This is a genomic window from Azospirillum lipoferum, from assembly GCF_024170005.1.
GTDB lineage: Bacteria > Pseudomonadota > Alphaproteobacteria > Azospirillales > Azospirillaceae > Azospirillum > Azospirillum lipoferum.
On sequence record NZ_JALJXJ010000005.1, the window covers coordinates 455,954 to 469,566 of the forward strand.

A 13,613-nucleotide genomic window follows, 5' to 3' on the forward strand; every position below is an offset into this window, starting at 1 on the left:
CGGGGCACCGGGAAGTGGGCGCTGGAGACCGGTTGCCGGGGTCCTTACTCGGCGACCGGCACGAAGGCGCCGCCCTTGACCTCGACCTTCACCAGATCCTTTTCCGCCTCGCGGTCGGCGCTGAAGGTGGTCTTGCCGGTCACGCCGGGGAAGTCCCTGGTCTGGGCCAGCGCGTCGCGCACCTTCTCGCGCGTCGGGCTGGGCTGGGCCCTCTCCACCGCCGCCAGCATGATGCGCACCGCGTCATAGGCCTGGGCCGGGAACTGGCCGGGCACCGCACCGTCGGAGCGCTTCTTCCACTCCTCGACGAAATGCTGGACGTTCGGCGACGGGTCGGTCGGCAGGAAGTTGGAGGTCAGATGCACACCCTCCGCGGCACCGCCGGCCAGTTCGATCAGCTTCGGGCTGTAGGCCGCCGAGGTCGAATAGACCGGCGTCTTGATGCCGAGCTGCTGCAACTGCTTCAGGAACTGCGCGCCGTCCTCGTAGAAGAAGCCGGTGTAGATCGCGTCGGGCTTCGCCCGCTCGATCTTGCTGATCAACGAGCGGTAGTCCTTCAGGCCGCGGTTGAAGAATTCCGAGAAGGCGACCGTGCCGCCATTGGCCTTCACCGCGTCGGAAAAGCCGCCGACCACCGACTGGCCCCAGTCGGTCTGCTCGGCGATCACCGCGACATTCTTGAAGCCCTTGGCCGCCATCCATTTGGCGTTGTAGGGGCCTTCCTGCGCCTGGGTGGCGATGTTGCGGAACTGGTACTTGGAGATCTTGGTGTAGTCGGGGTGCGAGGCGGTCTGCGACAGCTGCGGCATGCCGGCGTCCTTGTAGACCTGCGCCGCCGCCATCGACACGCCCGAGGTGAAGTCGCCCAGCACGCCGACGATCTCCTTGTCGTCGACGAACTTGCGGGCGATGTTTGTGCCTTCCTTGGCGTCGGAGCGGCTGTCCTCGAAGACGATCTCGACCTTGAACGGCTTGCCGGCGGCGTTGAACTCGGTCAGTGCGATCTCGGCGGCCTTGCGGAAATCCTGGCCATACTGCGCGGTGTCGCCGGTCAGCGGCAGCTGGTAGCCGAGCTTGACCGTATCGGCGGCGAAAGCCGAACCGGCGGTCCCAGTGGCGATTCCGGCGGCGGCGAGGGTCGTCAGCGTGAGGAGGCGGAACTTCATGGCGGGGACACCCTCTTCTTCTGGTTGGTTTCTTCTACGTCGCTTGGCTTGGATTTATTCGGCGGCTTTGGCGCCCGGCAGGACCTTCAGCCGGCAACAGCCCTTGTCGCCCGGCTTCCAGGTCTCGCCCTTGAAGACGAAGCCGGCCGCTTCGAACAGTCCGCCGTCGATGGCACCGGCCATCTTGCAGAGCAGTTCCAGATCGGTATCGGAACGGCCCTGGGCCTCCCAGGCCTCCTTCAGCGGGCAGCGGTGGAAATGGATCTCCAGTGCCTCGCCGTCGCACCGCTTGATCTCCGGCGCGAACATGCTGTCGCGGTTGGGGATGCCGTCGAGGAAGGCATGGCACAGGCCACTCAGATCGTCCGGGCCGTGACCCGCATACTTCACGCCCATCGCCTCGCCGAGCCGGCGGGTGGCCTCCTGTCCGACCTCCAGCGCCGTTTCGGTACCGAAACGCTCGCGCAGCACGTCGAACATGTGGGCGTAGGACGCCGCGCGCATCGCATAGGCGTTGCGCAGAAGGGTGGGGTAATCGGGGGTGTCCGACATGCCTGCCGTCTCCTTGGGTCTCAGATCTCGCGGGCGTCGTTCCAGCGGTATTGCAGGATCTTCAGTGGCCCGATGCGTTGCAGCAGTCCATTGAAGGGCAGGGGCGTCGGTGCGGTGAAGGGCAGGGCGAGATCCTTCGGATCCCGGCCGATGGCGGCATGGGCCAGCTCCCGGCCCAGCGAAACCGACAGCGCCACGCCGCGCCCGTTGCAGCCGGCCCAGGCGAAGCCGTTCGGCCCCAGCCGGTGGACACGGGGGAAGTAATCGGTGGTCATGGCGATCCGGCCATTCCACACGTAATCGAAGGTGACGCCGTTCAGCGCCGGGAACATGCCGGCCAGACGGGCGCCGACGATGCGTTTCAGCCGCTCCGCCCCGTTCACCGGGATCAGCAGCGCGCCGCCGGTCACCAGCCGGTTGTCGGCGGTGTAGCGCATGAAGCGCAGGTCGCCATGGGTGTCCGACATCGCCGGGCGGCCCGGCAGGATGGTCTTGCGGACATTGTCGCCCAGCGGGGCGGTCGCCATCTGCCAGGACAGCACCGGCACCACCTCCGTCCGGATGTCCGGGAAGACGGCGGCGGCATAGCCGTTGGTGCCCAGCACCAGCGCGTCGGCGGTCACCACCCCCCGCGGCGTGCGGGCGACCCAGCCGTCGCCGTGCCGCTCCACCGACAGGGCGGGGGAGTTGACGTAGACCGCTCCCCCTGCCGCCACCACCTTGGCGGCGAGCCCGCGCACCAGCGCCAGCGGGTTGATGTGCCCGCCGGTCCGGTTCATCCAGCCGCCGAAATAGGCGTCGGTGCCGAGCATGGCGGAGACGGCGGCGCGGTCGAGCAGCTCGACGTCGGCGCCGTACTGGCCCCATTGCCTGGCCCGGCGCTCGGCGATCTTGATGCGGCCCGGCGAATGGACCGGCTGGACCCAGCCGGTCTGCTCCGCTGCACAGTCGATGCCGAGGCGGCGGACCAGATCGAACAGGGTGGAGGCGCTGTCGCGGATCAGCCCGACGAAACGTTCGCCGGCCTCTGTGCCGAAGCGGGCGACCAGATCGGCGGGGTCGGGGCGGGTCAGGGTCGGGATGACCTGTCCGTTGTTGCGGCCGGATGCACCCCGGCCCAGTTCGGACGCCTCCAGCACCACCACGCGGCGGCCCCCCTCCGCCGCGTGCAGGCCGGCGGACAGGCCGGTGAAGCCGCCGCCGATCACCAGCAGGTCGGCCTTCACGCTGTCCTGCAACACCGGCAGAGCGGGCGGCGGCGGGGCGGTGGCTTCCCACAGCGAGTTCGGCTGTTGCCAGATGCCACCCTGACCGGGGATGCCCTGTGCCTGGTTTACCGCTTGTTCCGTCACGTCCGCCTGTCCCGTCCGGCCAATCCGCCGGGCCCGTTTTCCCTTTCGGGCCAGGGCCCTGCATTTCCCCAAGAACTATGGGACAATGGACACACGCATGCAATTCCCAAGATTTTTCCGCGGAAATTTCCTCATGTCGTGCGCTCCAATCGGGAATTGAACCCGTTTGTACATGATCTGGATCATTTCGACAGGACGGTTTCCGCCAGCCGCACCCAATAGCTGGTGCCGATCGGCAGCACCGCATCGTTGAAATCATAATGCGGGCTGTGCAGGTTCCGTCCCTGGTCGGACGGTCCGGCACCAACCCAGATGTAGCAGCCCGGCCGCTTTTGCAGCATGAAGGAGAAATCCTCCGCCCCCATGCTGGGCATCGGATCGAGGTCGAGGGCTTCCTCTCCGACCACGCGTGCCGCCGCCCGCCGGGCCAGTTCCGTCTCCGCGGCACTGTTGGTGGTGGGCGGATAGCGCCGCTCGTAGCGCAGGCTGGCCTCGACTCCGAATCCGGCGGCGATGGCGGTCGCCACCTCGCCCATGCGGCGCTGTACCAGATCCTGTACCTCCGGCCGGAAGGTCCGGACCGTGCCGCGCAGCACCGCGGTGCCGGGCAGGACATTCCACGTGTCGCCAGCGTGGAATTGCGTGACGCTGACGACGGCCGAATCGATGGGATGGACGCTGCGGCTGGCGATGGTCTGGAGGGCGGAGACGATCTGGCTGCCGACCATGATCGTGTCGGTCCCCATATGCGGCATGCCGGCGTGGGTGCCCTTGCCGGTCAGGGTCAGTTCGAAAATGTCGTAGGCGGCCATCAGCGGACCGGGGCGCAGCGCGATGCGGCCGACCTCCAGCCCCGGCCAGTTGTGCATGCCGAAGACCTTCTCGACGGGGAAGCGGTCGAACAGCCCTTCCTCCACCATCACCCGGCCACCGCCCTCATTCTCCTCGGCCGGCTGGAAGATGAAGACGATGGTGCCGCGGAACAGGTCGGGGTGTTCGGTCAGATAGCGGGCCGCACCCAGCAGCATCGCCGTGTGCCCGTCATGGCCGCAGGCATGCATGCGCCCGGGATTGCGCGAGCTGTGGGGCAGGTTGGTCTCCTCATGGATGTGTAGCGCATCCATGTCGGCGCGGAAGCCGACCATCGGCCCGTCGCCGTTGCGCAGGATTCCGACCAGTCCGGTCTTGGCGAGGCCGCGGTGAACCTCCAGCCCGAAGGAGGCCAGCTTCTCCGCCACGAAGTCGCTGGTCCGCTGCTCCTCGAAGGCGGTTTCCGGATGGGCGTGCAGATCGCGCCGCCATGCCGTCATGTCCGCCGTCAGCCGCTCCAGCCCGGTCACCATCCCGTCCATCGTCCCTATCCCTTTGTTTCGGCTAAGCCCTGGTCCAATCCTGCCGAAATTATACCGGAACCGGAACGGTCTATTTCGTCGGGGGTGTCCGCCCCCGGCACGGATCTCAAACATCTTTAATGACGTTTAAAACATCATGATGTATATATCAGATACCGATTTGCATGTATCAGCGGGGTAGGGAATGATCACGGCATCGCAGCTGCGCGCCGCCCGTGCGCTCCTTGGCATCGATCAGAAGACGCTGGCCGAACTGGCCGGCCTGTCCGTCCCGACCATCCAGCGCATGGAGGCGAGCGACGGCAATGTGCGCGGCGTCGTCGAAAGCCTGACCAGGGTGGTGGAGGCTCTCGATTCCGCCGGCATCGAACTGATCGGCGACAACGCGCAGAGCGTTGCCGGTGGCCGCGGTGTCCGTTTGAAGACGCCGACGCCAAAGCTCTAATGCCCGGGCCCTGGCGCCCCTCCCCATCGACCGCGCGACGGCGACCGCCGACCTGATGCCGACGATCCCGCCGCCTTATCCAGAAGGCCGCCGGACAGATGACCGCACCGACTCCCCATCAACCAAGCCACCAGCCCAGCTTCGCCGAGCTGTTCACGCCCAAGCTCGTCACCATCCTGCGCGAGGGCTACGGGCTCTCCCATCTCCGCGCCGACGCCATTGCCGGGCTGACGGTGGCGATCGTGGCGCTTCCCCTGTCGATGGCGATCGCCATCGCGTCGGGCGCGTCGCCTGCACAGGGGCTCTACACCGCGATCTTCGGCGGCTTTCTCGTCTCCGCCCTGGGCGGCAGCCGGTTCCAGATCGGTGGTCCCGCCGGTGCCTTCATCGTGCTGGTCGCCGCCACGGTGCAGGCCCATGGCATGGACGGGCTGATCCTCGCCACCCTGCTGTCCGGCCTGATGCTGGCGGCCATCGGCCTGCTGCAACTGGGCACCTACATCAAGTTCATGCCCTATCCGGTGACGGTCGGCTTCACAGCCGGCATCGCCGTGATCATCTTCGCCAGCCAGATCAAGGATCTGCTCGGCCTGACCCTGGCCGGGCCGGAACCAGGGCCGCTGCTTGAGAAGCTGCCGGTGCTGTGGTCGGGCCTGCCGACGGCCGATCCGGCCTCGGTCGGTCTGGCCCTGGCGACGGTCGGCGTCATCACCGGCCTGAAGGCGCTGCGGCCCCACTGGCCGGGCATGCTGATCGCCGTCGCCGGCAGTGCCGCCATCACCGCTGCCTTCGGCCTGAACGTCGAGACCATCGGCACCAAATTCGGCGGCATTCCCTCCGGTCTGCCGATGCCCACCCTGCCGGCGATCAGCCTGGAGAAGATTCAGGCGGTGCTGCCGAGCGCCATCTCGTTCGCGCTGCTGGGGTCCATCGAATCGCTGCTGTCGGCGGTGGTCGCCGACGGCATGACCGGACGCCGCCACCGCTCGAATTGCGAACTGGTCGGGCAGGGTGTCGCCAACGTCGCGTCATCCCTGTTCGGCGGCATCTGCGTCACCGGCACCATCGCCCGCACGGCGACCAACGTGCGCGCCGGCGCCCACGGGCCGGTCGCCGGCATGCTGCACGCCGTCTTTCTGCTGGTCTTCATTCTGGTCGCCGCACCGCTCGCCAGCTTCATCCCGCTCGCCAGCCTCGCCGGCGTCCTGGCCGTCGTATCCTGGAACATGGTGGAAAAGCCGGCCTTCGCCTCGCTCCTGCGTGGCTCGCGCGGGGATGCGGCGGTGCTGCTGACCACCTTTCTGCTGACCATCTTCACCGGCCTGACCGAAGCCATCGTCATCGGCTTCGCGCTCGGCTCCGTGCTGTTCATCCACCGCATGTCGACGATCACGGCGATCGAGAGTCAGACGCCCTTTGTGGCGGAGGACAGCGCGGATGGCGCCATCGTCGCCCGCAAGCCCTACGATCAGGCCGCCGCCGATCCCGAGGTGGTGATCTACCGCATCTCCGGCGTGTTCTTCTTCGGGGCGGCGGCGTCGATCGGATCGGTGCTCGATCGCATCTCCGACACCCACCGTGTCCTGATCGTCGATTTCAGTGCCGTTCCGTTCCTCGATTCGACCGCCGCCAACACGATCGAGGGCCTTGCCCACAAGGCGGCCCGCCGCGGCGTGAAGGTGATCCTGACCGGGACCAGCCACACGCTGCGGCAGGAGCTGTTCAACCACGGGCTCAAGCCGCCCCTGGTCGGCTATGAACGGACGATCGAGGTCGGCCTGCACAAGCTGCGGCGCGGCGATGCCGGTCCGAATGCCGGGGGCGGCGTGGTTCAGCAGGATGCTGTGTAGGGGCAATTACCCCATCAGCGCCGCCACCTCCGCCAGCGTCGGGGCCGAATCCGCGGCTCCGGAGCGGGTGGTGGCGAGCGCGCCGCAGGCGGAGGCGAAGCGCACGGCGCCGGCCAGATCGTCGCCACGCGCCAGCGCGAAGGCGAGGCCGCCGTTGAAGCAGTCGCCGGCCGCCACCGTGTCGATCGCCGTCACCGGGAAGGGTGGGATGAAGCCCCGCTGGCCCGGGCCGCGGAAATAGACGCCCTTCCCGCCCATCTTGACGATGGCGATGGACAGGCCGCGCTCGGCCAGACGTTCCGCGGCGGCGGCGGCCTCGTCCGGGGTGGTCGGCCGCAGCCCGACCAGGGATTCCGTCTCGGTCTCGTTCGGCGTCATCGCGTCGACGGCTTGGAAGACGTCGGCGGCCAGCCCGCCATGCGGAGCCGGTGCCGGGTCCAGGATGATGCGGCCACCGCCGGCCCGCACGGCGGATGCCGCGGCCAGACCGGCGGCGAGCGGGATTTCCAGCTGGAGCAGCAGGACGGCGGCGGTGCCGAACAGCGGGGCGGCCTGGGCCACATCCTGCTCGCTCACCGCCATGTTGGCGCCGCCGATCACGGTGATGCAGTTCTCGCCGGAGCCGTCGACGCCGATCACCGCGATGCCGGTGGGATTGGCCGGGTCGTTCGCCAGATGGCCGGTCCGCACGCCGAAGCCGGCCAGCCGGCTGCGTGCCATCTCGCCGAAGGCGTCGCCGCCGGTGCGGCCGACCATCTCGACCGTTCCGCCCAGGCGGGCGGATGCTGCGGCCTGGTTGGCGCCCTTGCCGCCCAGCCCCATGGCATAGCCGGTGCCGTGCACGGTCTCGCCGGGACGCGGAAGACGGTCGGAATAGGCGCAGACGTCGATGTTGACGCTGCCGAAGACGACGATAGGGCGGTCAATGGGGGGACGATTTGCGGTCATGAAAGCCTCGCGCAGGGCCAGCCGACCGAGGCGCGGAGCACGAGGTCGGGCGGCAGGGACAACAGGTCCGGCAGGGGCCGGCCGTCTTCGAGATGGTCGATCAACAACTCCGCCGCGCGGGCGCCGAGCAGGCCCGCGGACTGGCGGATGGTGGAGAGCGGCGGGGTGAGATAGGCGGCCAGTTCGATGTCGTCATAGCCCAGCACCGACAGCCGGTCCGGCACGGCCAGCCCGCGCTCCGCCGCAGCGCGCAGCACGCCGGCGGCCATCAGGTCGTTGAAGGCGAAGACCGCCTCCGGCGCCTCGCCCGAGTCGAGCAGGTCGGCCGCCGCGGCATAGCCGCCAGGGATCGTCAGGTCCGCCTCGCGCAGCAGCGCCGGTTCCAGCGTCAGACCGGCCTTGCCCAGTTCCTCGACGAAGCCGGCAAGCCGGGCGCGGGAGCGGGGATGGCGCCCCGGCCCGGTGATGCAGGCGATGCGGCGGAAGCCGCGCTCCGTCAGCAGCCGGGCGGCGAGCCGTCCGCCCAGAACCGAATCGTCGGTCACCGTGCAGGCGCCCGGGCGCGGATCGGTGTCGAGCAGCAGCAGCGGCAGATCCTTCGCGCGGCCCTGCACGTCGTCGAGGAATTCGGGATCGGCGTTGCTGGTCATCACCGCAAGCCCGTCGATCCGGCGGTTGTGCAGCGCCTCGAAGGCGCGCAGCTGCTTGTCGGGCTCGTCGTCGGTGTTGCACAGGATCAGGCTGTAGCCGCGGTCGGAACTGACCGTTTCCAGCCCATGAATGACGTGGGCGAAGAAGGGGTTGGAACTGGCCGTGACGATCATCCCGAGCGTGCGGGTGCGGTTGCCCTTGAGTGCGCGGGCGATTCCGTTCGGCGTGTAGCCCAGCCGGTCGATGACGGCGCGTACCAGCTGTTCGGTTTCCGGTGCCACGAAGCGGGTGGCGTTGATGACGTGGGAAACGGTGCTCATCGACACGCCGGCCTCACGGGCCACATCCCTGATCGTCACCATGCCGCCGCTCTCCTCAACAGGCTCCGTCCCTGCCGGTGCAAGCCTCGTCGGCCGTGCCGGCAGGGACGGGCTCGTGCTTTACTTCGTCACCATCTTCAACTCAACCGGCGTGAAGGCCGGGACCTTCTCGCCCTTCAGCACCTTGTCGGCGGTCTCGACGCCCTTCTCGCCGATCAGGCCGGCCTGCTGGGCGACGGTCGCCGCCAGGGCGCCGGCATTGACCGCGGCGACGCCCTCGTCGGTGCCGTCGAAGCCGACCACCGGGATCTTGCGGCCGGACGCCTGGATCGCCTTGGCGGCACCCAGCGCCATTTCGTCATTGTGGGCGAAGACCACGTCGATCTTCTGCTGGGCCTGGAGGATGTTCTCCATCACATTCAGCGCCTTGGTGCGGTCGAAGTCGGCCGGCTGGCTCGCCACCACCTTCAGGCCGCTGGCCTTGTCCACCACCTCGTGGAAGCCCTTGCCGCGGTCGCGGGCGGCCGAGGCGCCCGGCAGGCCCTGCAACTCCACCACGGCGCCCTGGCCCTTCAGCATGTCGACCACCAGCTGGCCGGCCATCCGGCCGCCGGCGACGTTGTCCGAGGCGATGTGCGACGCGACCTCGCCGCCGTTGGCCGAGCGGTCGAGCGTCACCACCGGGATCTTGGCGCGGTTGGCCGAACGGACCGCCGAGCGCACGGCGTCGGAATCGGTCGGGTTGACCAGCAGCAGCTTGACCTTCTTGTTCACCACGTCCTCGACATTGGCCAGCTCCTTGGCCGGGTCGTTCTGGGAATCGAGGACCAGCAGGTTGTAGCCCAGCGCCTTGGCCTTGCTCTCCGCGCCGTTCTTCAGCGTGACGAAGAAGGGGTTGTTGAGGGTCGAGACGACGAGCGCGATGGTGTCGGCCGCCTGGGCGTTGGCGGAGGCGAACAGGGCGGTGGCGGCGACGGTGGCCGCGGTCAGAAGCTTACGCATGGTTGGATTCCTTCCTCATCGTTCTTGTTGGTGCAGTTGGACCCCAAGTGAACCGGGGGATGCCGATCTGGAAACGGGGTCGCCTCACGACGACTTGCGGCTGTCGGCGAGCACCGCGAGCAGGATGACCGCGCCCTTGGCGATCATCTGGTAATAGGAGGAGACATCCATCAGGTTCAGCGCGTTGTTCAGCACGCCGATGATGAGGGCGCCGACCAGCGTGCCGAACAGGGTGCCCTTGCCGCCGGACAGGCTGGTGCCGCCGACCACGACCGCGGCGATGGCGTCCAGCTCGTACCCCGCGCCGGCAGTCGGCTGCGCGCTTTCCAGCCGCGCGGTCAGGATGACGCCGGCCAGCGCCGCCAGCAGGCCCGACAGGGCGTAGATCGTCGTCTTTTCCAGATTGACCCGGATGCCGGACAGCCGCGCCACCACCTCGTTGCCGCCGACCGCATAGGTGTAGCGGCCGAAGCGGGTGCGGGTCAGGACGAGGCCGCAGACGGCGAAGACCACGGCGGCCACCACCACCGGCACCGGAATGCCGAGCAGATAGCCGCCGCCGACGCTCCAGAAGGCATCGGCCGCCGCACCGGTCCCGGTGGTGATCGGCCGCCCGTCGGTGAAGACCAGGGTGGCGCCGCGCAGCATCGTCATGGCGACCAGCGTCGCGACGAAGGGCTGCACGCCGCCGGTGCCGATGACGATGCCGTTGACGGCACCCAACCCGGCGCCCAGCAGCAGGCTGAGCGGGATCGCCAGCCAGATCGACAGGTCGCCTGCCACCAGCCAGGCGCACACGGCACCGCAGAAGGCCAGCACCGAGCCGACCGACAGGTCGATGCCGCCGGACAGGATGACGTAGGTCATGCCCACCGCGATCACCGCGTTGATCGAGGTCTGCCGCAGGATGTTCAGCAGATTGTCGACGGTCAGGAAGCTGGGGCTCATGACCGCGACGGCGGCCATCAGCACGATCAGGCCGACCAGCGGCTTGTTGCGGGACAGGAAGCGTATCAGCGTGGTCATCGTCGTCTCTCTTCCTGGCCGTCAGGCGATGGCGCAGGCCATGATCTTTTCCTGGGTCGCCTCGTCCCGGCCGAAACGGCCGGTGATCCGCCCGCCCGCCATGACGAGGATGCGGTCCGACAGGCCCAGCAGTTCCGGCATGTCCGACGACATCAGCAGGATGCACAGGCCCTTGGCCTTCAGGTCGTTGATGAGGCCGTAGATCTCGCGCCGGGCGCCGACATCGACGCCGCGCGTCGGCTCGTCGAGGATCACCACCTTGGGCGACAGCATCAGCGCCTTGGCCAGCGAGATCTTCTGCTGGTTGCCGCCGGACAGCGTCCGCACCTCCGCGCCGATGCCATGCGCCTTGACGGAGAAGGCCGCCATGAAGCGGTCGACGGCGGTGCGCTCGTCGCCTTGCCGGACGACACCGCCGGGACCGCAGAGCTGGGTCAGCGCCGCCAGCGACATGTTGGTGCGGATCGAATGGGCCTGGATCAGCCCCTCCGCCTTGCGGTCTTCGGGCACATAGGCGATGCCGGCGGCCACACCGTCGCGGGGATGGCGCAGCCGAACCTCGGCCCCATCGACGCGGACGCTGCCGGCGCGCAGACGGCTGGCGCCGAAGATCGCCTTGCCCAGTTTGGTCCGGCCGGCGCCCATCAGCCCGGCGAACCCGAGAATCTCGCCGCCCGCGGCGGTGAAGCTGACCCCGTTCACCCCCTCGGCGCTCAAGTCTTCCACCGCCAGTCGCTCCGGCCCGGCTGGGCAGGGCAGGTAGGGATACTGGTCGGTGATGGAGCGGCCGACCATGTGGCGGATCAGTGCCGCCTCGTCCAGGTCGGCGACGGCGCCGCGATGGACCATGTGGCCGTCGCGCAGGACCGTGACGCTGTCGCACAGCGCGAAAATCTCGCCCAGCCGGTGCGAGATGTAGACGATGCCCTTGCCGTCGGCCCTCAGGCTGCGGATCACCTCGAACAGGACGGCGGTCTCGACGTCGGTCAGGGCGTCGGTCGGCTCGTCCATGATGATGAGTTCGGCATTCAGCGACAGGGCGCGGGCGATCTCCACCATCTGCTGCTGGCCGACGCTGAGGCTGCCGACCGGCCGGTCGGGGTCGATGGTCTGGCGCAGCCGCTCCAGCAGGGCCTTGGCCTCGCGCCGCATGCGGCCACGGTCGATCAGGCCCAGCCGGTTCCTCGGCTCGCGCCCCAGCCAGATGTTGTCGGCCACCGACAGGTGCGGCAGCAGGTTCAGTTCCTGGTGGATCATCGCGATGCCGGCGTCGATCGCGTGGCGCGGGGCGGTGAACTTCACCGACTGGCCGCGGAACGTCATGGCGCTGGCGGAATCGGGCTGGACGATGCCGGTGATGATCCGCATCAGCGTCGATTTGCCGGCGCCATTCTCGCCGATCAGGGCCATGACCTCGCCGGCGCGCAGGCGGAAATCCACCCCGTCCAGCACCGTCACGCCGTTGAAGCCCTTGCCGACCCCCTGGAGGTCGAGCAGGAATCCGGACTGGGGTTCCATTACGCCCTCTGCCATAACGCCCTCTGCGGTCAGAAGGTTACGCCGGAATAGAGCAGGATGTTGGCGTAGGGGCTGCATTCGCCCGTGCGCACCACGGTGGATGCGGCGACCGTCAGCCGCTTGAACTCCTCGTGAGGAACCTCGTCCAGCGCAATGGCGCGGCCCTGGGCGGCGGCCATGTCGCCCAGCCGTCTGGCCAGTTCCGCACGCAGGGACGGGTTGATGGACGCCATTTCGGCCGCGATCACCACGCGCTCCACCATCATTTCCTCCGCCACTGCGTCGAGGACCTGAAGGAAGGACGGCAGCCCCGGCATCACCGCAAGATCGATCCGCTCCGGCCCCACCGGAATCGGCAGCCCCGCATCGGCAATCGCCAACGCCTGCGTATGGCCCAGCGAGGCGATCGCGTGGCTGAGCGGGGCATTGAGAAGACCAATCCGTTTCATGGCAAAGCGGCTCCAAACTGGGCAGGGCGGGGTGACCCTAGCGTCATCGAAACGTTTGCGCAAACGTTTGCTTTGCTGCGACGCACCAATTGTGCGGGGTGCGGAGGTCATAGTGTATCGCCGTGAAACGGTGCGGGGGTGGAGATGACGTTCGGTCACCATCCAAGGCGCACCCCACCAACATCTTTTTCGCGTGTGCGGCTAATTCCAATGTCCAATTTCCCGTCTGCCTCACACGTGGCCAAACTGGGAACTCCGGCATAAGCCAAGGGGGAAACGCCATGAAGCGCTACAGTCTCATTCTTGCTCTCTGCGTGGGATCGCTGACCACCGCCGCACAGGCCCAGACGGCCCAGACGTTGAAGTTCTGGAACCTGACCAGCGAGACCATCACGGAACTGAAGCTGGCCGAGCCCGGCACCAACAAATGGGGCAAGAACCAGACGCTGAACGACAAGGACAAGACGGTGGAGGCGGATGAACGGCTGAAACTCAGCGACGTCAAGCCCGGCACCTGGGATGTCAGCATGAAGGACAAGAAGGGCCGGAAATGTGTCCTGCGCAACGTCACCCTGTCGGGAACGGAAGCCTATGCGTTCTCGATCAGCGAAGACGAAGTCAAGAAATGCCCTCGCAAATGATCGCACTCGATAGGTGAGCGTTTGCGAAGTCTGCCGAGAGACGCTTGAGGTTTGATCCGCTTCTCATCGGATCTCGTCACGAGCGTCTCTCGGCCGTCATCGTCGCCGTGGGGGTGACCGCCGAAAAAAGCGTCCGGCAGGGCGCGACCGCAGGATGGGCGGCAGGTTATTCCATCCCACGCAATGATGAAGTGCCAAGTCCGGTCATTCCCGCCATGGGGTGGATGCAGCAGTCTGGTGATGCGGAACGGGAATGACCCCGTTCGACGGATCACCGGAGTTGGACATGAAGCTCTATCATCACCCCCTGTCGGGCCATGCGCATCGGGCGCGTCTGTTCG

14 protein-coding genes are annotated in these 13,613 nt (G+C 67.7%); 4 read left to right on the top strand and 10 right to left on the bottom strand.

The genetic code is table 11. The features are described 5' to 3' along the window. Positions 1-44: 44 nt before the first annotated feature. From J2848_RS14455 to J2848_RS14470, 4 genes are all read right to left on the bottom strand, one after another. The gene (locus J2848_RS14455; protein WP_149231664.1) at positions 45-1,166 is read right to left on the bottom strand and encodes an ABC transporter substrate-binding protein; all 1,122 of its coding nucleotides are present in this window, start codon (positions 1,164-1,166) and stop codon (positions 45-47) included. A 54-nt stretch (positions 1,167-1,220) separates the two neighbouring features. After that, positions 1,221-1,718 (bottom strand): L-2-amino-thiazoline-4-carboxylic acid hydrolase, encoded by a 498-nt coding sequence (locus J2848_RS14460; RefSeq protein WP_149231665.1) that lies wholly within the window; start codon positions 1,716-1,718, stop codon positions 1,221-1,223. A gap of 20 nt (positions 1,719-1,738) precedes the next feature. Beyond that, positions 1,739-3,070 (bottom strand): NAD(P)/FAD-dependent oxidoreductase, encoded by a 1,332-nt coding sequence (locus tag J2848_RS14465; protein WP_246193887.1) that lies wholly within the window; start codon positions 3,068-3,070, stop codon positions 1,739-1,741. Positions 3,071-3,252: 182 nt separating this feature from the next. After that, on the bottom strand, positions 3,253-4,422 hold the full coding sequence (locus J2848_RS14470; protein WP_149231666.1) for a M20 aminoacylase family protein: 1,170 nt from the start codon (positions 4,420-4,422) through the stop codon (positions 3,253-3,255). 184 nt (positions 4,423-4,606) lie between these two features. On the opposite strand from J2848_RS14470, the gene J2848_RS14475 reads away from it, so the two are divergent. Together J2848_RS14475 and J2848_RS14480 are read left to right on the top strand one after the other, a co-directional pair. Then, positions 4,607-4,867, top strand: a complete 261-nt coding sequence (locus J2848_RS14475; RefSeq protein WP_149231667.1) for a helix-turn-helix domain-containing protein — start codon at positions 4,607-4,609, stop codon at positions 4,865-4,867. Positions 4,868-4,965: 98 nt separating this feature from the next. Next, complete coding sequence (locus J2848_RS14480) at positions 4,966-6,717, top strand: SulP family inorganic anion transporter (protein WP_149231668.1); 1,752 nt, start codon at positions 4,966-4,968, stop codon at positions 6,715-6,717. Between the two features lie 6 nt (positions 6,718-6,723). Here J2848_RS14480 and rbsK read toward each other — a convergent pair whose 3' ends face one another. The 6 genes from rbsK to rbsD all read right to left on the bottom strand — a co-directional run bounded on the left by rbsK (position 6,724) and on the right by rbsD (position 12,631). Next, complete coding sequence (gene rbsK, locus J2848_RS14485) at positions 6,724-7,665, bottom strand: ribokinase (protein WP_149231669.1); 942 nt, start codon at positions 7,663-7,665, stop codon at positions 6,724-6,726. Continuing rightward, a complete protein-coding gene (locus tag J2848_RS14490) occupies positions 7,662-8,678 on the bottom strand; it encodes a LacI family DNA-binding transcriptional regulator (protein ID WP_149231670.1) in 1,017 nt (338 codons plus the stop codon). The genes rbsK and J2848_RS14490 overlap by 4 nt, the downstream gene beginning before the upstream one ends. A 78-nt stretch (positions 8,679-8,756) precedes the next feature. Continuing rightward, on the bottom strand, positions 8,757-9,638 hold the full coding sequence (gene rbsB / locus J2848_RS14495; RefSeq protein WP_149231671.1) for a ribose ABC transporter substrate-binding protein RbsB: 882 nt from the start codon (positions 9,636-9,638) through the stop codon (positions 8,757-8,759). Between the two features lie 84 nt (positions 9,639-9,722). Beyond that, the gene (gene rbsC, locus J2848_RS14500) at positions 9,723-10,664 is read right to left on the bottom strand and encodes a ribose ABC transporter permease (RefSeq protein ID WP_149231672.1); all 942 of its coding nucleotides are present in this window, start codon (positions 10,662-10,664) and stop codon (positions 9,723-9,725) included. A 21-nt stretch (positions 10,665-10,685) separates the two neighbouring features. After that, positions 10,686-12,182 carry a sugar ABC transporter ATP-binding protein gene (locus J2848_RS14505; RefSeq protein ID WP_149231673.1) on the bottom strand — a complete coding sequence of 499 codons (1,497 nt, stop codon included), beginning with the start codon at positions 12,180-12,182 and terminating at the stop codon, positions 10,686-10,688. A 29-nt stretch (positions 12,183-12,211) separates the two neighbouring features. Then, the gene (gene rbsD / locus J2848_RS14510; protein ID WP_149231674.1) at positions 12,212-12,631 is read right to left on the bottom strand and encodes a D-ribose pyranase; all 420 of its coding nucleotides are present in this window, start codon (positions 12,629-12,631) and stop codon (positions 12,212-12,214) included. 281 nt (positions 12,632-12,912) lie between these two features. On the opposite strand from rbsD, the gene J2848_RS14515 reads away from it, so the two are divergent. Next, positions 12,913-13,272: a hypothetical protein gene (locus J2848_RS14515; protein ID WP_149231675.1), complete on the top strand. Its 360-nt coding sequence runs from the start codon at positions 12,913-12,915 to the stop codon at positions 13,270-13,272. Positions 13,273-13,316: 44 nt separating this feature from the next. Further along, the gene (locus tag J2848_RS14520) at positions 13,317-13,529 is read left to right on the top strand and encodes a hypothetical protein (RefSeq protein ID WP_170307047.1); all 213 of its coding nucleotides are present in this window, start codon (positions 13,317-13,319) and stop codon (positions 13,527-13,529) included. The last annotated feature ends 84 nt before the right edge of the window (positions 13,530-13,613 follow it).